General features: G+C 65.5%; 22 protein-coding genes. 14 read left to right on the top strand and 8 right to left on the bottom strand.

Annotated elements, in window-relative coordinates; genetic code table 11:
- Window positions 1–156: 156 nt before the first annotated feature.
- From galE to RPC_RS07155, 6 genes are all read left to right on the top strand, one after another.
- On the top strand, window positions 157–1,170 hold the full coding sequence (gene galE, locus RPC_RS07180; RefSeq protein ID WP_011471894.1) for a UDP-glucose 4-epimerase GalE: 1,014 nt from the start codon (window positions 157–159) through the stop codon (window positions 1,168–1,170).
- Window positions 1,171–1,612: 442 nt separating this feature from the next.
- Window positions 1,613–3,415, top strand: coding sequence for an ABC transporter ATP-binding protein (locus RPC_RS07175; protein ID WP_011471893.1), 1,803 nt, complete (start codon window positions 1,613–1,615; stop codon window positions 3,413–3,415).
- A gap of 66 nt (window positions 3,416–3,481) precedes the next feature.
- On the top strand, window positions 3,482–4,183 hold the full coding sequence (locus tag RPC_RS07170) for a fumarylacetoacetate hydrolase family protein (RefSeq protein WP_011471892.1): 702 nt from the start codon (window positions 3,482–3,484) through the stop codon (window positions 4,181–4,183).
- 68 nt (window positions 4,184–4,251) lie between these two features.
- A complete protein-coding gene (locus tag RPC_RS07165; protein ID WP_415914807.1) occupies window positions 4,252–4,515 on the top strand; it encodes a hypothetical protein in 264 nt (87 codons plus the stop codon).
- A 204-nt stretch (window positions 4,516–4,719) separates the two neighbouring features.
- Window positions 4,720–5,151, top strand: coding sequence for a nuclear transport factor 2 family protein (locus tag RPC_RS07160; protein ID WP_011471890.1), 432 nt, complete (start codon window positions 4,720–4,722; stop codon window positions 5,149–5,151).
- 148 nt (window positions 5,152–5,299) lie between these two features.
- On the top strand, window positions 5,300–5,713 hold the full coding sequence (locus tag RPC_RS07155) for a hypothetical protein (protein WP_011471889.1): 414 nt from the start codon (window positions 5,300–5,302) through the stop codon (window positions 5,711–5,713).
- A gap of 163 nt (window positions 5,714–5,876) precedes the next feature.
- On the opposite strand, the gene RPC_RS07150 is transcribed toward RPC_RS07155, so the two are convergent.
- From RPC_RS07150 to RPC_RS07140, 3 genes are all read right to left on the bottom strand, one after another.
- Window positions 5,877–6,047 carry a hypothetical protein gene (locus RPC_RS07150; protein ID WP_011471888.1) on the bottom strand — a complete coding sequence of 57 codons (171 nt, stop codon included), beginning with the start codon at window positions 6,045–6,047 and terminating at the stop codon, window positions 5,877–5,879.
- A 127-nt stretch (window positions 6,048–6,174) separates the two neighbouring features.
- Window positions 6,175–6,657 carry a MaoC family dehydratase gene (locus RPC_RS07145; RefSeq protein WP_011471887.1) on the bottom strand — a complete coding sequence of 161 codons (483 nt, stop codon included), beginning with the start codon at window positions 6,655–6,657 and terminating at the stop codon, window positions 6,175–6,177.
- A 9-nt stretch (window positions 6,658–6,666) separates the two neighbouring features.
- Window positions 6,667–7,122 carry a MaoC family dehydratase gene (locus RPC_RS07140; protein WP_011471886.1) on the bottom strand — a complete coding sequence of 152 codons (456 nt, stop codon included), beginning with the start codon at window positions 7,120–7,122 and terminating at the stop codon, window positions 6,667–6,669.
- A 119-nt stretch (window positions 7,123–7,241) separates the two neighbouring features.
- Here RPC_RS07140 and RPC_RS07135 point away from each other — a divergent pair, with 119 nt between their 5' ends.
- Window positions 7,242–7,535 (top strand): DUF4282 domain-containing protein, encoded by a 294-nt coding sequence (locus RPC_RS07135; RefSeq protein WP_011471885.1) that lies wholly within the window; start codon window positions 7,242–7,244, stop codon window positions 7,533–7,535.
- A 229-nt stretch (window positions 7,536–7,764) separates the two neighbouring features.
- Here the strand turns inward: RPC_RS07135 and ychF are convergent, their stop codons facing one another.
- The 4 genes from ychF to RPC_RS07115 form a co-directional block, all read right to left on the bottom strand.
- Entirely contained in the window at window positions 7,765–8,862 is a 1,098-nt protein-coding gene (ychF, locus tag RPC_RS07130; RefSeq protein ID WP_011471884.1) for a redox-regulated ATPase YchF, read from the bottom strand.
- Window positions 8,863–8,901: 39 nt separating this feature from the next.
- Window positions 8,902–9,507, bottom strand: coding sequence for an aminoacyl-tRNA hydrolase (gene pth / locus RPC_RS07125; protein ID WP_011471883.1), 606 nt, complete (start codon window positions 9,505–9,507; stop codon window positions 8,902–8,904).
- Window positions 9,508–9,528: 21 nt separating this feature from the next.
- Window positions 9,529–10,251 (bottom strand): 50S ribosomal protein L25/general stress protein Ctc, encoded by a 723-nt coding sequence (locus RPC_RS07120; protein WP_011471882.1) that lies wholly within the window; start codon window positions 10,249–10,251, stop codon window positions 9,529–9,531.
- Between the two features lie 553 nt (window positions 10,252–10,804).
- Complete coding sequence (locus RPC_RS07115) at window positions 10,805–11,071, bottom strand: accessory factor UbiK family protein (protein WP_011471881.1); 267 nt, start codon at window positions 11,069–11,071, stop codon at window positions 10,805–10,807.
- Window positions 11,072–11,289: 218 nt separating this feature from the next.
- On the opposite strand from RPC_RS07115, the gene lgt reads away from it, so the two are divergent.
- From lgt to RPC_RS07090, 5 genes are all read left to right on the top strand, one after another.
- Window positions 11,290–12,144, top strand: a complete 855-nt coding sequence (gene lgt / locus RPC_RS07110; protein WP_011471880.1) for a prolipoprotein diacylglyceryl transferase — start codon at window positions 11,290–11,292, stop codon at window positions 12,142–12,144.
- A gap of 13 nt (window positions 12,145–12,157) precedes the next feature.
- Window positions 12,158–13,285, top strand: a complete 1,128-nt coding sequence (locus tag RPC_RS07105; protein ID WP_011471879.1) for a class I SAM-dependent methyltransferase — start codon at window positions 12,158–12,160, stop codon at window positions 13,283–13,285.
- Complete coding sequence (pgeF, locus tag RPC_RS07100) at window positions 13,282–14,058, top strand: peptidoglycan editing factor PgeF (RefSeq protein ID WP_011471878.1); 777 nt, start codon at window positions 13,282–13,284, stop codon at window positions 14,056–14,058. Before RPC_RS07105 ends, pgeF begins: the two co-directional genes overlap by 4 nt.
- A gap of 161 nt (window positions 14,059–14,219) precedes the next feature.
- The gene (locus RPC_RS07095) at window positions 14,220–14,849 is read left to right on the top strand and encodes a hypothetical protein (RefSeq protein ID WP_011471877.1); all 630 of its coding nucleotides are present in this window, start codon (window positions 14,220–14,222) and stop codon (window positions 14,847–14,849) included.
- A gap of 172 nt (window positions 14,850–15,021) precedes the next feature.
- Window positions 15,022–15,975 (top strand): ribose-phosphate pyrophosphokinase, encoded by a 954-nt coding sequence (locus RPC_RS07090; protein WP_011471876.1) that lies wholly within the window; start codon window positions 15,022–15,024, stop codon window positions 15,973–15,975.
- Between the two features lie 351 nt (window positions 15,976–16,326).
- Here RPC_RS07090 and RPC_RS07085 read toward each other — a convergent pair whose 3' ends face one another.
- Complete coding sequence (locus RPC_RS07085) at window positions 16,327–16,857, bottom strand: 6,7-dimethyl-8-ribityllumazine synthase (RefSeq protein ID WP_011471875.1); 531 nt, start codon at window positions 16,855–16,857, stop codon at window positions 16,327–16,329.
- Window positions 16,858–17,254: 397 nt separating this feature from the next.
- Here RPC_RS07085 and RPC_RS07080 point away from each other — a divergent pair, with 397 nt between their 5' ends.
- Window positions 17,255–17,755 (top strand): YbjN domain-containing protein, encoded by a 501-nt coding sequence (locus RPC_RS07080; protein ID WP_011471874.1) that lies wholly within the window; start codon window positions 17,255–17,257, stop codon window positions 17,753–17,755.
- Between the two features lie 303 nt (window positions 17,756–18,058).
- Window positions 18,059–18,892 carry a pyrroline-5-carboxylate reductase gene (gene proC, locus RPC_RS07070; RefSeq protein WP_041801493.1) on the top strand — a complete coding sequence of 278 codons (834 nt, stop codon included), beginning with the start codon at window positions 18,059–18,061 and terminating at the stop codon, window positions 18,890–18,892.
- The last annotated feature ends 5 nt before the right edge of the window (window positions 18,893–18,897 follow it).

The raw sequence follows: 18,897 nt of genomic DNA, 5'->3' as shown, positions 1-18,897 counted from the left end.
ACAGTTTGGCAACCATAAAGTCGATTGCCGAGAGTATTCACCGGCAAACGCGGCGATGATTGGCACCGATATACCGCAATTGCATGGTTTGGCGACAATTTGTCCCGGAACAGTGCGGCGTTCGCGGCTCCGAAATGTTCACGGGAGATCGATCTCATGACCGTGCTTGTCACCGGCGGCGCCGGCTACATCGGAAGTCACATGGTGCTCGCGCTGGTTGAGGCCGGCGAGACCGTCGTGGTGATCGACAATCTGTCCAGCGGCTTTTCCGCGATGCTGCCGCAGGGCGTGCCGCTGTTCATCGGCGACGCCGGCGACGAGAACCTGGTCGAGGGCGTGATCGCCGCCCATGGCGTCAGCGCCATCATCCATTTCGCCGGCTCCGTCGTTGTGCCGGCCTCGCTGCGCGATCCGCTCGGCTACTATCACAACAACACCATGACGACGCGCAACCTGCTCAGCGTCGCGGTGAAATGCGGCGTCCGCCGTTTCATCTTCTCGTCGACCGCGGCGGTGTACGGCAATCCCGATCAGGTGCCGGTGCCGGAGCACGCGCCGACCCGGCCGCTGTCGCCTTACGGCTCCTCGAAGCTGATGAGCGAGATCATGCTGCACGACACCGCCGCCGCGCACGGCATGAACTACGTGGTGCTGCGCTATTTCAACGTCGCCGGCGCCGATCCGCAGGCGCGCATCGGCCTCGCCACGGTCGGCGCCACGCACCTGTTGAAGATCGCGGTCGAAGCCGCCACCGGCCAGCGCGCCAAGATCGACGTGTTCGGCGCCGACTATCCGACGAAGGACGGCAGTTGCATCCGCGACTTCATCCACGTCAGCGATCTGGCGCAGGCGCACCGCGCGGCGCTGGCCTATCTGCGCCAGGGCGGCGCGCCGGTGACGCTGAATTGCGGCTACGGCCGCGGCACTTCGGTGCTCGAGACGATTGAGGCGGTGCGGCGGGTCTCAGGACGCAATTTCGCGGTGCAGACCGCCGCGCGCCGGCCCGGCGACATCATGACTATGGTGGCCGACACCACCCGGATTCGCGCCACGCTGGATTGGACGCCGCGTTACGACGACCTCGACACCATCGTCGCTCACGCGCTGGCCTGGGAAAAGAAACTGCTCCGCGAGCGGCAGGGGCCCCTGCAACACGCGCTGTCAGCCTGACAGTCAAACGAGAAGCGTGCTCTTTCTGCCGCGAGACGTGCCCTCACGCGGCGCAACGCTTCTCCCATCTTGGCCGTGCCCCGGACGCAGCGCGGCGCGCCGCCCTTGCGGCGTGGCGCGCTGCAGAGCCGGGGCCGTTACGGAACGCGGCCTTCCCAGCAATCCAATCGTGACGGTCCAGACGCCTGCCTCGTAACGGTCCCGGTTCAGCGAAGCGGCCCTGCGGGCCGCGTCGCCCCCGGAACACGATCACCTCAACCGTCGCGGCTGTGACGGCGTGAGCTCACAGCCGATTTTTCTTCGCAGCGGGTCCGCTCTGGCCCTGCCGACACCGGACAACACCCGGAAGTGGCTTGAAAAAACCCGCCATCGGGGGCAAGGAGACGAGCGTTTCGCGGCGACCGCCCGGGCGTTTGCTGCTTGGCCGTCAGATGGACCGCGGATGACCGAACCCCCACGCAAGATAACCGACGATCCCTATGGCGCGATGATTCTGGTCCGCCGCCTGGTGATGGAACAGGGCGCGGTGTATTGGCGCCGCTATCTGACGGCGTTCGCCATGATGGCGGTGGCGGCCGGCGCCACCGCGTTGTCGGCCTATCTGCTCGGCGAGGTCATCAACAAAGCCTATGTCGATCGGGACGTGCGCGGCATCGCCATCCTGTCGATCGTCACCATCGTGATCTTTTCGCTGAAGGGCGCTGCGACCTACGGCCAGACCGTGATGCTGTCGCAGATCAGCAACGCCATCCTCGCCAACAATCAGCGCCGGCTGTTCGCCAAACTGATGAGCGAGAGCGTCGGGTTCTTTTCCGACCGCCACTCCTCCGAGTTCCTGGCGCGGCTGTCCGCCGGCGCCACCTCGGTAACCCAGGTGCTCAGCCTGCTGATCAACGCGGTCGGCCGCGATCTGCTGTCGCTGATCGCGCTGGTCACCGTGATGCTGATGCAGGACCCGTTCATGGCGCTGTTCGGCTTCCTGATCGCGCCGCCGGCGCTACTGGTGATCCGCAAGCTGGTCCGCCGCATCAAGGGCCTCGCCCACAACCAATTCACCGGCAATGCCGACATTCTGGAGACCATGCAGGAGAGCCTGCAGGGCATCCGCACCGTCAAGGCGTTCACGCTCGAACAGACCATGCGCGAGCGGATCGACGCCAACATCGCCGCGGTGCAGGCCACCGCCGACAAGATGGCCAAGGTCTCCAACCGCGCCAGCCCGCTGATGGAGACGCTGGGCGGCGTGGCGATCGCCGCCTCGCTGATGTATGGCGGCTACCGCGTGGTGGCGATGGGCGCCACGCCCGGTCAGTTCTTCTCGTTCCTGACCGCGTTCCTGCTGGCCTACGAGCCGGCGAAGCGGCTGGCGCGGCTCAACATCGAGCTCAATTCCAGCCTGGTCGGCGCCAAGATGCTCTTGGAGATCGTCGACAGTCCGGCCTCGGAGCCCGACGACAGCGACAAGCCGGCGCTGCGACTGACCGAAGCGCGCGTCGAACTGCGCGACGTCAACTTCGCCTATCGGCCGAACGAGCCGGTGCTGTCGCATATGAGCTTCGTCGCCGAACCCGGCAAGGTCACCGCGCTGGTCGGCCCCTCCGGCGGCGGCAAGTCCACCGTGCTGTCGCTGCTGCTGCGGCTCTATGAGTATCAGTCCGGCGACATTCTGATCGACGGCCAATTGGTGCAGTCGGTGTCGCGGCGTTCGCTGCGGCAGCAGACTGCCTATGTCGGCCAGGACGTCTATCTGTTCCGTGACACCATTCGCGGCAACATCGCGTTCGGCAAGATCGGCGCCACCGACGACGAGATCGTCGCCGCCGCGAAGGCCGCCAGCGCGCATGATTTCATCATGAGTTTTCCGCTCGGCTACGACACCCCGGTCGGCGAGCACGGCACGCAATTGTCCGGCGGCCAGCGCCAGCGCGTCGCGATCGCCCGCGCGCTGGTGAAGAACGCCCCGATCATCCTGCTCGACGAGGCCACCGCGGCGCTGGATTCGGAATCCGAAAAATTGGTGCAGGCGGCGATCGATCGGCTGTGCCAGAACCGCACCACCATCGTGATCGCGCATCGGCTGCACACCATCATGAACGCCGACGCCATCCTGGTGGTCGAGGGCGGCGAGATCGTCGAGCGCGGCCGCCACGACGATCTGTTGCGCCGCGACGGCCGCTATGCCTCGTTCTTCCGGCTGCAGCATCGCGACGCCACGCCTGTGTTACCGATCGCCGCCTCCGCGTAACTAACCGTCGTCCGCCGGCGATCGCGTTGCGCTCGCCTGATCCTGTCCCGCATCGAAAGTCCGAGCATGACCGCTTCGTCCACCGTGATCCCCGCCCCCGCGCAGCCCACCCTCGCCGTCAGCGGCGACAGCCGCGGCTTTCCGGTGCGGCGGATCTGGTGCGTCGGGCGCAACTATCTCGAACACGTCCGCGAGATGGGCAATGACGAGCGGCAGCCGCCGTTCTTCTTCGCCAAGCACGCCGACATGATCGCGCCGGACGGCGCCACCATCCCCTACCCGCCGCTGACCAAGGACATGCATCACGAGGTCGAACTGGTGGTGGCGTTGAAGAGCGGCGGCCTCAACATTCCGGCCGATCGCGCGCTGGAGTGCGTGTTCGGCTACGCCGTCGGCATCGATCTGACCCGGCGCGATCTGCAGCAGGCGTCGCGCAAGAAGGAACAGCCCTGGGAAATCGGCAAGTCGTTCGATCAGTCGGCGCCGTGCGGCGCGCTGGCGCCGGCCGCGAGCATCGGTCATCCGACCAAGGGCCGGATCTGGTTGTCGGTGAACGGCAGCGAGCGGCAGAGCGGCGATCTAGCGCAGATGATCTGGAACGTGCCGGAGATCATCGCGAAACTATCCCAGCAAGTGGCGCTCGGCGCCGGCGACATCATCATGACCGGCACGCCGGCCGGCGTCGCGGCACTCGCCCCCGGTGACGTCATCGCCTGCGGCGTCGACGGCATCGGCACGCTCGACGTCACGATCGGCAAGCCGCTGTAGCCCGGCGCGCTGAACCTTTTCACCGGCGGCCGCGACCAATCCCCGGTGGGGATCATTTGCGAGTTCGCATGACGATGAAGATCGCGCTGCTGGCAGCGCTGGGGTTGGTGCTGGGCCTGCTCGGCGGCGGCGCGGCGGGAATCGGCATCGGCGTCGCCTGGACCGAAATCGTCGATACCCCGCAGGAGGCCAGCAGCACGCTGGTGTTCTTCACCCTGATGCCGCTCGGCGCCGTGATCGGCGCGGTCGGCGGCGCGGTGCTGTTCGGCGTGATCGCCATCGGCGACGGTGAGCTCCACATCGAGCAGCGTCCGCTGAACGAACGCGACTGACCGAACTCTTCGCGTCGGCAGCCGCCTCACGCCGGATTTCCCGCCACGATTTCGCCGCGGGATTACCGCAACAAATTCTATTGCATTTTCGTCGATTGACACTAGTTCAGTGATGTAAATCAGGAATGCAGCATTTTGGTGCGGACTCAGAATGAGTCCTAAGCACCGCTGCTGATTTGAAAATCCGTATAGAAACGAGATCCGATGACAGAGCACAGTCTCTGGCGTTTTTCGCGCGCGTTGCATCGTGCCCTTAATGAACGCCAATTCGACGACCTTGCCGCGCTGCTCGATGACGACGTCGATTGGCGGATGTACGGTCCGATCGATATGTTCCCGTTCTTCGGGCCCAAACGCGGCAAGGCGGAGGTGCTCGAGGTCTGCAGCCAGATCGCCGACAACGTGCGGGTCCATCGCTTCGATCGCGAAGCGGTGATGCTCGGCGTGGATACCGCGGCTTCGATGATCCGCTATTCGCTGACCGCGCTCGATTCCAACAAGCCGATCAGCCTGCGGCTGGCGCATTTCGCGCAGTTCAAGGCCGGCCGACTGGTGAGCATGCGCATCGTGATCGACACCTTCGATTTGGTCGAGCAGGTGCTCGGGCATCCGATCGATCTGCCTCAGATCGCCTGACCGCAAACTTCCGCGCCATCGCGCATTCCATCGAATCACCGACCCGCAGCCGCAGATCGGCCGCGCTGCGGCCAAAATACCCTGGACTGATGGGCTGTTACATCGTGCGGGGGACCGCGCTCGATCAACGCAACCAGGGAAACAGCCGATGAACGCCACACCAGAAAAGCTCGAAAGCGCCGAGATCGACAACAATCTCGCCGCGGTGTCCGACGTCGAAGCCGGCATCCGCGATTTCGTGCGCAACGATGTCGCCTATTTGCGGCGGCCCACGCCCGGGCCGATCGGCGCCGACGCCGCGCCCGACGCCAGCGCCGAGGCCACCGTCAACAACGTCAACTCGCTGATCCAGCGCGTCGCCGGCACGTCGCTCACCGAAATCGAAAATCTGGTTTCCGAGCTCGAGGAGCTGCGCGATCTATTGCACGCCGAAGGCCAGCGCGTGCAGCGCGAGATCTCCGGCTACGCACAGCTCAGCCAGGCGGCGATGAAATCGACCCGGATGATCGCCGACAACGTGGCACAGTGGAAGCGCACCTCGGAAAACCTGCGTCACGACTGAGGCTGCCGTCGAGCCCGATGCGCCCGGCCGAGCGGTCCGGCGCGTCGGCAATCTCGCAGCATCATCTCCAGAACATCACACTGAAAACGCGAATGGCCGGGACAAGCCCGGCCAGTTCAGTCTCGCAATATCGGTCGGTTCGCAGCGCGAACCGGATTGGCTGCTAGCGGCTGCTCATCCGAGCCGGCACCTCGAGCGAATACGCGCCATCGGCGTAACCCTTGACCACCATTCCGGTCGTGATCATGACTGCCAACGTGACGGTGGCAAACACGAAACCTACAATCTTCAACCCCATCCGATCCGCCACCATCGTCCCCACCGTCTCGTTCATCGTCTTCATCTGTCCCACAAAGCCCGTACAAGGTTCATAACTTGTTAACGCGGCAGCCGTTCCCCTCGCGATTCCCGCGAAATGGATAGCATTTGATTAAATATCTTGATCGGTGCCGCGACGTCGGTCACGCCCCCGGTGCACGTCGTGGCACAAAAGCCGAGGCAAGAAAAGAGAAGACCAGCTCGTTGCGCTGATTGGTCCCGGTATTGCGGGCTTGCACGATTCCCCATTGCGGCCGCGACTCCGACCTGCGCAGTGATTCGGTCGTGCTGGCGAAGCTGATGCTGTCCCCCGCCAGCACCGGCTTGATCCAACGCAAGTCGCGAAATCCCGGCGACGGTCCCCACACCGCGGGGGTTTCGCCCCGCGCCAGCGCTTCGGCGGCCTGGCGCTCGCCATCGGCCACCAGCAGCTTCATACCGACCGCGCCGATATGCCAGCCGGAAGCCGCAAGCCCGCCGAACAATGATCGCTCCCCGGCGGTTTCGTCGAGATGAAAGGCCTGCGGATCGAATTGCTCGGCGAATGCCTTGATCAATTCGGCGGTAAATGTGAACGACCCCAGCTCGCGGCGCTGACCAATGACGAGGTCTTCGAAGAACTGCATGCTGCCTGCCTATGCCGCATCCGAGTCGCGACGCTTGAAAATGATGGGCGTCACGGCTTCAAGCAGGATCTGCCCGCCGGCGTTGCGCAGCCGGCAGCCGAAGGTGACGATCCCGGTGTCCGGGCGGCTGTTGGAGACCCGGCTCTGGATCACCTCGACGTCCAGCATCAATTCGTCGTCGGGCCGCAGCGGCGACAGCCAGCGCAGCTCGTTGACCCCGGGGGAGCCGAGCGAGGCGGTGCGCAACAGAAAGCCGTCGCACAGCATCCGCATCATCAGTGCGCAGAGGTGCCAGCCGGAGCCCGACAGCCCGCCCAGCATGCCGTGCTTGGCGGCTTCGTCGTCGAGATGCATCGGCTGCGGATCGTACTCCGCGGCAAAGGAGATGATCTCCTCGCGGCTGACGCGGCGCGGGCCGAAGCTGCCGAAAGGACCGGGCGGGAAATCTTCGAAGCTGAGGGTCATGTGAGCATTGCCGGCGGGGAGCCCGATTGTGGCCGTTATTCGGAGCAATCACAAGCCGCAACACGCGCGTCCGGGGCTCACCCGCGACCTCGTCTTTGATACGGCCGGGAGAACCATGAATGTTTGAGTTTCGCGATTTGTTCCAGTGGGACCGCTTCATCACCCCCACCATTATCAAGACGTTCTACTGGCTGGTGATCGTGCTGACGATGCTGTTCGGCATTTCGGGAGTTTTCTCCGGCCTGGCGGCGATGGCGGTCAGCCCGTTCGGCGGTTTCGTCCTGGTGTTGTCCAGCATCGCCAGCGTCGTCGTCGGGATCATCTTTTCACGAATCGTCGCGGAGTTCGTGCTGATCGTATTCCGGATCAACGAACACCTCGGCGCAATCCGCGATCAGGGGCAGCTGCGGTGAACCGACGGCTGCAATGGGCAGTCTTGATCAGCGCCTCGCTCTCCACGCGCACTCCGTCATCCTGAGGTGCCCGAGCGAAGCGAGGGCCTCGAAGGATGGGCCACCGGCACTTGTCGCTGTCATCCTTCGAGGCGCGCCACGATAGACTGTGATTCGTGGCCACGCTGAAATCGGCGCGCAGCTCAGGATGACGGCCGCGGATGTAGTTAAGAGACGCGGCGCCGATGTCTTAAGTATTAAACCGGAAGTGCATCACGTCGCCGTCGGCGACGACGTACTCTTTGCCTTCGAGACGCAGCTTGCCGTTGTCGCGGGCGCCGGCCTCGCCGCCGAACGCGATGTAGTCCTCATAGGCGATGGTCTCGGCGCGGATGAAGCCTTTTTCGAAATCGGTGTGGATCACGGCTGCGCCCTGCGGCGCCTTGGTGCCCTTGGTGATGGTCCAGGCGCGGGTTTCTTTCGGCCCCACGGTGAAATAGGTGATCAGATGCAACAGCTCGTAGCCGGCGCGGATCAGCCGGTCGAGGCCGGCTTCGTGCAACCCCAGCGTATCGAGGAAATCCACCCGCTCCTCGCGCGACAAGGTGGCGATCTCGGATTCGATCTTGGCGGAAATCACCACCGCGACCGCGCCTTCTTCCTTGGCGCGCGCCATCACCGCCTGCGAGAACGCGTTGCCTTCGGCGGCGGAGCCTTCCTCGACGTTGCAGACATAGAGCACCGGCTTCGAGGTCAGAAGGCCGAGCATGCCGAAGGCGCGTTCCTCTTCCGGCTTGCGCTCGAGAAACCGCGCCGGCCGGCCGTCGCGCAGCAGCACCAAGGCGCGGTTGACCAGCTCGAGCTGTTCCTTGGCGTCCTTGTCGTTGCCCTTGGCCTTCTTGGTCAGATTGTCGACGCGCTTTTCGAGAGATTCCAGATCGGCCAGCATCAGCTCGGTCTCGATGGTCTCGATGTCGTTGATCGGCGCGATCTTGCCCTCGACATGGGTGATGTCGTCATCGACGAAGCAGCGCACCACATGGGCGATCGCATCGGTTTCGCGGATGGTGGCGAGGAACTGGTTGCCGAGGCCTTCGCCCTTGGAGGCGCCCTTCACCAGCCCCGCGATGTCGACGAAGGTCAGCCGCGTCGGGATGATCTGCGCCGATTTGCCGGCGGCGGCGAGCTTGTCGAGCCGCGGATCCGGCACCGCCACTTCGCCGACATTCGGCTCGATGGTGCAGAACGGATAGTTCGCCGCCTGCGCTGCGGCGGTTTCGGTCAGCGCGTTGAACAGCGTGGACTTACCGACATTCGGCAGCCCGACGATACCGCATTTGAATCCCATGACCTGTCCTGAAATCCGTTGCTTCCGACCGGCGCCGCGCTACGCAGCGCTCCCGTCGTTGTTGTCCAAAAATCCCTTGGCCTGCAGCGCCAGATGCACCTTGTTCTGGAACGTGGAGTCGCGGCCATCGACCAGCAAGCCGGCGTGTTCGACGATCGCCTCGATCATCGCCTCGACCCACGGCCGCTCGCTTTTGGCGAAATCGTTCAGCACGTGGCCGTGCACCAGTTCCTTGGCGCCGGGGTGACCGACGCCGATCCGCACCCGCCGATAATCGTTGCCGACATGCGCCGAAATCGAGCGCAGCCCGTTGTGTCCGGCGATGCCGCCGCCGACCTTGACCCGCAGTTTGGCCGCAGGCAGCTCGATCTCATCGTGCACCACGGTGATATCGGGCAGGCCGAGCTTGAAGAAACTCGCGGCGTCCTGCACCGCGCGGCCGGAGTCGTTCATGTAGGTGAGCGGCTTCAACAGCGTGACGCGTTCGCCGCCGATGCTGCCGTCCGCGGTCTCGCCCTGAAAGCGACGGCGCCATGGTGAGAAACCATGACGCCGCGCCATCTCGTCGAGCACCATGAACCCGATATTGTGCCGGTTGCCCTGGTACTTCGCGCCAGGATTTCCGAGGCCCACCAACAGGCGCATGATGCGGCGGTCCGTGCCGCCTTACTTCTTCTTCGCCGCCGGAGCCGCCGGAGCCTTGGCACCAGCTGCCGGGGCCTTGGCACCCGCCGCGGGCGCCTTGGCGCCAGCCGCCGGAGCCGCCGCGGGCGCAGCAGCACCAGCCGCCGGGCCGGCCGCAGCCGCCTTGAGTTCTTCGGCGTAGCCGGACGGCGGCACGATGGTCACCAGCGTGAGGTCCTCGCGCGACAGCGTCTTGACGCCCTTCGGCAGCACCACGTCCGACAGATGCAGCGAGCTGCCGATGTCGAGCTGGCTGACGTCGGCTTCGATGAACTGCGGAATGCTCTCGGCTTCGGCTTCGAGCTCCACGGTGTGGGTGACGATGTTGACGGTGCCGCCGCGCTTCACGCCCGGCGCGCCTTCGGCGTTCTTCAGATGCAACGGAACGCTGACCCGGATCAGGGCGCCTTCACCGAGCCGCAGGAAGTCGACATGGATCGGGAAATCGCGCACCGGATCGAGGTGGAAGTCGCGCGGGATCACGCGGTGCTTCTGGCCGTCGAGTTCGACGTCGAAAATCGTGGTGAGGAAGCGGCCGGCCAGAATGCGGGCGCGCAGTTCGGTGTCGTCCACCGAGATCGTCACCGGGGGCTTGTTGTCGCCATAGATCACTCCGGGCACTCGGCCGGCGCGACGCTCTGCCCGTGCGGCCCCCTTGCCGCCTGCCGGACGCGCGGTCGCCTTCAATTCCTTGACGGTCGCCATCGTATAAGTCCTTGTTTAGGTGAACCGTTTCCAAGCGCGCCGAGACCGGTCGCGGATTTCGAAAAACGGCTCTGGTTCAAATGCGAAAGGCCGCAAAGCGGCCCATGTTGCACGGCGCAGCAAGCCTCCAGGGGTGCGGGGGCTGCGGACGTGCCGGGCTTTTAGCGCCAAAGCCCCTGAAACACAAGGAAACCGGCGGGGATTTCTGGGGGCGGCAGCTCACTTGGTGAAGTTCGCAGAGGCTTTGCACCCCAATGCACCCCACCCCCGACCCCTCCCCGCAAGGGGGAGGGGAGCGCGCCGCGTTACGCGGCCATGACGGCGATCATCAAACACGCTGGAGAAAGAGGACAATCAGAGACGCTGGTGAAAGAAGCGTCTGAAGGCACGTTGTCGGAGGCCCCCGCTCAATCATCGCAGTTGAGACCGCAATTGAGAGGGTACCGCGTCAGCTCCGCGGACAGCCTGCTCCCCTCCCCCTTGCGGGGAGGGGTCGGGGGTGGGGGTCCACATCGCCAGCTGTCGCCGTTGAACGATGAGGGGCGCCGCGCGCTCAGGCGGTCGGCGCGCCGCTGCCGAGCTTGGCTTCCAGCGCCGCGATGCGGACCTTCAGCGCCTCGTTTTCCTCGCGGGCGAGCCGCACCATGTCCTTCACCACGTCGAATTCCTCGCGCTTGACCAGATCGAGGTCGCGCAAAAATTTCTCTGCCTGGGTGCGCACGACGGTATCGACCTCGCGCTTGACGCCCTGGGCGGCGCCGGCGGCGTCGTTCATCAGGCGTCCGATCTCGTCGAAAAGCCGGTTGTTGGTCTGAGTCATGTCGTACTCCGGTGCTATGCGAAATGGCCGCGGTGACCTGACAATGGCGATGCCGGGGCCGCCCCGCAAGGCCGCGCCGACAGGCCGGCACCCTGCCACGTTTCGCGCCCCTTGTAATCGTGACCACGCCATTGGCAAGACCATCGCCCCGCACCCGCGTCCCCCGAAACCCGCCCAGCGCCCTAGCCCGGCGCCGGCTTTCATCGTAAGTCGGACCGATGCCATTCCTCACCCTCGCCTTTCCCGTGTTCGACCCGGTCGCCGTGGCGCTCGGCCCGATCGTGATCCGCTGGTACGCGCTGGCCTATATCGGCGGCATCGTGATCGGCTGGTTCTATGCCCGCGCGCTGCTCAAGAACCAGCGGCTGTGGGGCGGGGCGTCGCCGATCCCGCTGATCGCCTGGGACGATTTCATCCTGTGGGTGACGCTGGGCATCATCCTCGGCGGCCGCACCGGCTACGTGCTGTTCTACAATTTCGATTTCTTCATCCAACACCCGGCCGAAATCCTCGAAGTGTGGAAGGGCGGCATGTCGTTCCACGGCGGCTTCATGGGCTGCGTGATCGCGGTGCTGGCGTTCTGCTGGAAGCGGCAATTGTCGGTGCTGTCGCTGGGCGACATCACCTGCGCGGTCGGCCCGATCGGGCTGTTGCTCGGCCGCATCGCCAATTTCATCAATGGCGAATTGTGGGGCCGCCCGGCCGACGACAGCGTGCCGTGGCGCATGGTGTTTCCCAATGGCGGGCCGCTGCCGCGGCATCCCAGCCAGCTCTACGAAGCGGCGCTGGAAGGCGTCGTGCTGTTTACGGTGCTGGCGCTGATGATTCGCTTCGGCGCCCTGAAGCGGCCCGGCCTGATCCTGGGCAGCTTCATCGGGCTCTACGGGGTGGCGCGGATCGTGGGCGAATTCTTCCGCGAACCAGACCCGCAGCTCGGCTTCCTGTGGGGCGGGCTGACCATGGGCATGTTGCTGTCGGTGCCGATGGTGATCGTCGGCGGGATCGTCGCGCTTTGGGCCTGGCGTCGCGCGGCGTTGACCGAGACCGCGGCGGCGCGTCAAACTCTCAGCTGAACCGGAGTCCGCCGTGACCGAGCCGTTCTCGCTTCAGGATGTCATCAAGAAGCTGATCAAATCCGCCGGCCCGATGCCGGTGTGGCGCTATATGGAACTGTGCCTCACCCATCCGGAGTTCGGCTATTACGTCTCCCGCGATCCGCTCGGCCGCGAGGGCGACTTCACCACCGCGCCGGAAGTCAGCCAGATGTTCGGCGAATTGCTGGGATTGTGGGCGGCGTCGGTGTGGCGCTCGATCGGCTCGCCGCAATTGGTCCGGCTGATCGAGTTCGGCCCCGGGCGCGGCACCATGATGGCGGATGCGTTGCGCGCGCTGCGGGTGGTACCGCCGCTGTTTCAGGCGCTGCACGTCCACCTGATCGAGATCAACCCCGTGCTGCGCGAGAAACAGAAGGCGACGTTGGCGGGAGCCCAGAACCTGCATTGGCACGCCAGCCTCGACGAGGTGCCGGGCGGCAGCACGATCATCTTCGCCAACGAATATTTCGACGTGCTGCCGATCCACCAGATGGTGCGCGGCGAACATGGCTGGCACGAGCGCACCGTGGAGATCGACGCCGCCGAGCGGCTGGTGTTCGGCGTGGCGCCGGAGCCGGTCCCGCATTTCGAGCAGTTGCTGCCGCCCTTGGTCCGCGCCGCGCCGCAGGGCGCGGTGTTCGAATGGCGGCCGGATGCCGAGATCATGAAGATTGCCAGCCGGGTGCGCGACGAAGGCGGCGCGGCCTTGATCATTGATTATGGCCATCCGCGCAGCGACGCCGGCGACACCTTCCAGGCGATCGCCCGGCACAGCTTTGCCGATCCGTTGCAGAACCCCGGCCGCGCCGATGTCACCGCCCATGTCGATTTCCAGGCGCTGGCGCGCGGCGCGCAGGATGTCGGCGCCAGGGTGCACGGGCCGGTGACGCAGGGCGAATTCCTCAAGCGGCTCGGAATCGAGAACCGCGCGGTGGCGTTGATGGCCAAGGCCAGCCTCGAAGTCTCAGAAGACGTCGCCAGCGCGCTGAAGCGGCTGGTCGAGGGCGGCCGTGGCGGCATGGGCTCGATGTTCAAGGTGATGGCGGTGTCGGAACCCGAGATCGAGCAGATCGCGGGCTTGAGCGACCAGCCCGAAGCCGCGCGGACCGCCGCGCAATGACGATCACCTCGCCGCTGCTGTCGGCCGTGCCGGGCCTGCGTCACGCCTTCTTCACCCGCGAAGGCGGCGTCTCCGAGGGGATTTACGCCGGACTCAACGCCGGGGTCGGGTCGCAGGACGACCCCGCCCACGTCGCGGAAAACCGCCGCCGCATGGCCCAGGTAATGGGCGTCGCGCCGGAGCGCTTTCTCACCGCCTACCAAATTCATTCGCCCGACGTGGTGGTGGCGGAAGCGCCGTGGGACAGCGCGTCACGGCCGCGGGTCGATGCGATCGTGACCCGCGTCGAGGGCCTGGCGATCGGAGCCACCGCCGCGGATTGCGGCCCGGTGCTGCTGGTCGATCCGGACGCGCGGGTGATCGGCGCTGCTCATGCCGGCTGGAAAGGCGCGCTGACCGGCGTCGTGGAATCCACCGTCGCCGCGATGCAGAACCTGGGAGCGTCGCGGCAAAACATCCGCACCGCGATCGGGCCGCTGATCCGGCAGCAGAGTTATGAGGTGGGCAGCGAATTCGTCGAGCGCTTCGTCGCCGCCGATCCCGGCTATGCGCGGTTTTTCATCGCCTCGTCCCGCGCGGGCCATGCCATGTTCGATCTCGCCGGGCTGATCCGGCTGCGGCTCGAGCAGGCCGGCGTCGGCGCGATCGACGACATCGGCCTCGATACCTATCCGAACGAGAAATTTTTCAGCTACCGCCGCTCTGTCCACCGCAAAGAGCCGGATTACGGCCGTCACGTCCACGCCATCGCGCTCCACGCGCGGCCGGTCTAAGCGCTTCAAATTCAAATCAAATTGGCTGCGCGCCGGCAGCCCCCTGGTGAGCTTGCCGGGCCGCGGTGGTTTGCCCGCCCTAGACCTTAACGGATTTTAACGATATCGCTGGCGCCCGACGTCGGGACCACGTCCCGATCCTCACCAGTGATTCGGACAGCATGAGATTTCAACTTCCGACAGCAAATCTGACGCCCGCCCGATTGGCGCGGAGCGCGCTCCTCCTGGTGATGCTGTGCGGGCTCGGCGGCTGCGTCTCCGACGGCGCCAGTAACGGCGGCCCCAGCGCGGCCTACGCGCAGATGGGCGGCGGCACAACCATCACGTTTGAATCGATCGACGGCCCGCCGCCGCAGGTGTTCGACCGCATGGTCACCCTGCTCGACAGCGAATCCAAGCTGCGCAACGTCGCCGTGGTGTCGCGCGAAGCGCCGGCGGCCTATCGGGTGCGCAGTTACCTGGCGGCGCAGATTCGCGGCGGCCGCACCACGATCGCCTGGGTCTGGGATGTGTACGATCGCGACCAGCAGCGGGCGCTGCGATTGAGCGGCGAAGAGCCGGCCGGCAAGCCCGGACGCGACGCCTGGGCGCAGGCCGACGACCTGGTGTTGCGGCGGATCGCCCAGGCCGGGCTCAGCGGGCTCAGCGGCCTGATCAATACAGCTCCTGGCGAATCGCAGCCCGCTCCCGCCGCCACGCCCGACCGCGGCCCGGCGATCGCCAGCGTCGAGGATGTCTCCACGGGGTCGAACGCGCTCGGCTTTGCCGCCGAGAGCCTCGCTACGCGTTAACAATTCGGACAGGTCAAACCACAAAGCCGGATTTTGCGCGTCAAAGCGGCAGCCAACGGGTTGCCACCCCCGGCGTGTCCTTGTTATGACCTCGCTCGCCCGTTTAGACCAGTTTCAAGAGTAAACCGATATGTTGAACGTTGTATCCGCCAAGTCACGGGGAGAGGCGTCGATGTCGGGCAAGAACGGCTCGATCAAGCTGGTGGCCGGCAATTCCAATCGCGCGCTGGCGCAGGAAATTTCCAACTGGCTCGGCCTGCCGCTGACCAAGGCCGTGGTGCGGCGCTTCGCCGACATGGAAATCTTCGTCGAGATCCAGGAAAACGTCCGCGGCTCCGACGTCTTCGTGATCCAGTCGACCTCGTTTCCGGCCAACGACCATCTGATGGAACTGTTGATCATCACCGATGCGCTGCGCCGGGCTTCCGCGCGCCGCATCACCGCGGTGATCCCGTATTTCGGCTACGCCCGGCAGGACCGCAAGGCCGGCCCGCGCACCCCGATTTCCGCCAAGCTGGTCGCCAACCTGATCACCCACGCCGGCGCCGACCGGGTGATGACGCTCGACCTGCACGCCGGCCAGATCCAGGGCTTCTTCGATATCCCGACCGACAATCTCTACGCCTCGCCGGTGATGGTGCGCGATATCCGCGATCGCTTCGACCTCGGCAAGGTGATGGTGGTGTCGCCCGACGTCGGCGGCGTGGTGCGCGCCCGCGGCCTCGCCAAGCGCATCAACGCGCCGCTAGCGATCATCGACAAGCGCCGCGAACGCGCCGGCGAATCCGAAGTGATGAACGTGATCGGCGAAGTCGAGGGCTACACCTGTATCCTGGTCGACGACATCGTCGACTCCGGCGGCACGCTGGTGAATGCCGCCGACGCGCTGCTCGCCAACGGCGCGGTCGAAGTCTACGCCTACATCACCCATGGCGTGTTGTCCGGCGGCGCCGCGACGCGGATCATCGGCTCCAAGCTGAAAGAGCTGGTGATCACCGATTCGATCCAGCCCACCGAAGCGGTGCGCACCACCACCAACATCCGCACGCTGTCGATCGCCTCGCTGATCGCCGAAGCGATCGGCCGCACCGCGTCCGAAGAGTCGGTGTCGAGCCTGTTCGACTAAATCAATGCCGTCATTCCGGGGCGCGAGCAACGCAAGCTGCGAGCGAACCCGGAATCTCGCAGAATGTAGGGTGGGCAAAGCGCAGCGTGCCCACTGCAATTCGTCGAACGGGATGTTGGTGGGCACGGCGCAAGCGCGCCTTTGCCAGCCTACGATTGCTGAATTCTCCCACACGACCTGACCGTCATCCTGAGGTGCTCGCCGTCTTCGGCGAGCCTCGAAGGATGACGCGACGGGACCCGCGGCCATCCTTCGAGGCGCGCCCGGACGGCGCAAGCGCCGTCCGGGCGCGCACCTCAGGATGACGTCGCGGCTGTGGGGCCGCCGCGAAACGACAAAGTCCCAGGCGCCCTACACGATCCCCGCCGCGACCTGGCCGCGCAGCCGCTCGAAGCTAAGCAAGGTGTCGGCGCAGGCCTGCGCCACCTCGCTGCCCTTCGCGGCGAACAGTTCCAGGAACTCATCGAATTGCGGCGCGGCGTCGTCGAACATTTGCGGCGTCAGCACCGCGGAGAATACCGGCACGTCGGTGCGCAGCTGCACGTCCATCAGCGCCTGGATCACGGTCGGCGCGACGAAGCCGGTCAGCCCGCCGTCGACCACCAGGCCCGCCGCGACGATCGCGGTGTAGCGCCTGGTCTTGGCCAGCGTCTGCACGTGCAGCGGAATCTCGAACGCGCCCGGCACCTCGAACAGATCGACCTGCGACGACGCAATGCCGCGGACCTCGATCTCGGCCAGGAACGAACTCCGGCACGCCGCCACCACGTCGCGGTGCCACGACGACTGCACGAAGGCGACGCGCTGCGGCTTGGCGAAGCGCGGCCGTTCAGCCTCCGGCGGCGCGACAGCGGCGGACGGATCGCTTAAAGACTCGGTCATTGTCTTGGACTTTCGTAGTCGGCATCTGGGATTGGAACTATGCCGAAAGCCGTCACGCCCAGCAAGGCGGCGCGCCGCGCGTTGCCCCCGCGATGCAAAAGTTAACGCCGCCGCCGGACTCGGCAAAGGTTAACAAATCGGCCCGGACTCGCATGACGCGAAATCCGATTCCGTTTTGTTCTGCAAATCGTACGATCAACTGTGGACGGCGCCCGCTTTGCCTGTGGATGGGCCAGCACCCCGGTTGCGCCGATTCCGCAAATCACATCATTTCATGCTTGCAAGCCTCGGATTGTTACCGGCTCGCTCAGTCAAGCGATCTGCACAGCGCACCCTGCTCGCGCTTGTGGGCCTGCCGCGTGCGTATCAACACATTCAAACGTAAGGTCGAGACGGCATGCCCATGCTCGAAGGCGTCATCGATTCCGGGAACAACCCGCTCGCGGTGGTCGAAGATATCGCCGCGACGAACGACTGGTCGTTCGAGCGCTCCGGCGAAGACGAGATTACCATTGTCTCCAAGGGCAACTGGACCGACTATCAACTCTCCTTCACCTGGATGAACGAGATCGAGGCGCTGCATCTGGCCTGCGCCTTCGATATGAAGATCCCCTCCGCGCACCGCCCCGAAGTGCAAAGGCTGATCGCCGCGATCAACGAGCAATTGTGGATCGGGCATTTCGATATCTGGACCCACACCGGCATGATCATGTACCGTCAGGCGCTGGTGCTGCCGGGCGGGTTGTCGGCCACCACCGCGCAATGCGAGTCGATGCTGGTCAGCGCGATCCACGCCTGCGAGCGCTACTACCCGGCGTTTCAGTTCGTGGTGTGGGCCGGCAAGTCGGCCGCCGAGGCGATGACCGCGGCGATGTTCGACACCATGGGCGAAGCATAAGCTACGTCGGAGCGGGAGCGAGGCCCTCTCCCGTCATCATCCTCGGCGCCGTCATCCTGAGGTGCCCGAGCAACGCGAGGGCCTCGAAGGATGCGGCCGCGAGACGCGGCGGCCCGCAACTTTCTTGTAGCCCATCCTTCGAGACGCCCGGCTTCGTCCTTCGGACTTCGCCGGTCTCCTCAGGATGACGGCGGGATGCGGAGCACCAAGCCATCATCCGATGCATCGCGGCCCCCGCATAAACGCGCGCGCGACTCCAGACGCGGTGATATGGTCCCGCATCTTGTAATCTGGGACATCGTGATGAGCATTTCCAAGAAACCACCGCTGGCGCAAATGACCGGCACCATCGTGCTGGCCGGCGCCGGCAAGATGGGCGGCGCGCTGCTGACCGGCTGGCTGGCGCAGGGGCTGGACGGCTGCAACGTCGCGGTGCTCGAACCGCATCCGTCCGACGAGATCGCAGCGCTCACTGCCCGCGGCGTGCGCTTCAACACCTCGGCGCAGGATCTCGGCGCGGTGGCCGCGCTGGTGATCGCGGTAAAGCCGCAGATGTTTCGCGACGCCGCCGCCAAACTGAAAACCTTTGTCGGACCCGGCACGCTGGTGGTGTCGATCATGGCCGGGGTGACCACCGCGGCGATCGCCAAAGCCTGCGGCGGCAGCGTGGTGCGGGCGATGCCCAATACCCCGGCGGCGATCGGCCGTGGCATCACCGTCGCGGTGCCGGGCCATCACGTCAATGCCGAGCAGCGTGCCACCGCCGACGCGCTGTTGCGCGCCACCGGGGCGGTCGAATGGGTCGACGACGAGTCCCTGATTGACGCAGTGACCGCGGTATCGGGCTCCGGACCGGCCTATGTGTTCCTGCTCGCCGAGGAACTGGCCCGCGCCGGCGTCGAAGCCGGACTGCCGGAACAATTGGCGACCAAGCTCGCCCGCGCCACCGTGGCGGGCTCCGGCGAATTGCTGCATCGCTCCGAACTCGACGCCGCGACCCTGCGCAAGAACGTCACGTCGCCGGGCGGCACCACCGCGGCCGCACTCGACGTGCTGATGGCAGCGGATGGCTTTCAGCCGCTGCTCAGCCGCGCGGTGGCGGCGGCCAAGCGCCGCTCGCAGGAACTGGCGAAGTAATCCTC

It is taken from the genome of Rhodopseudomonas palustris BisB18 (genome assembly GCF_000013745.1).
GTDB classification, from domain to species: Bacteria; Pseudomonadota; Alphaproteobacteria; order Rhizobiales; family Xanthobacteraceae; genus Rhodopseudomonas_A; species Rhodopseudomonas_A palustris_F.
This window is presented reverse-complemented; position numbering and strand designations above follow the sequence as displayed.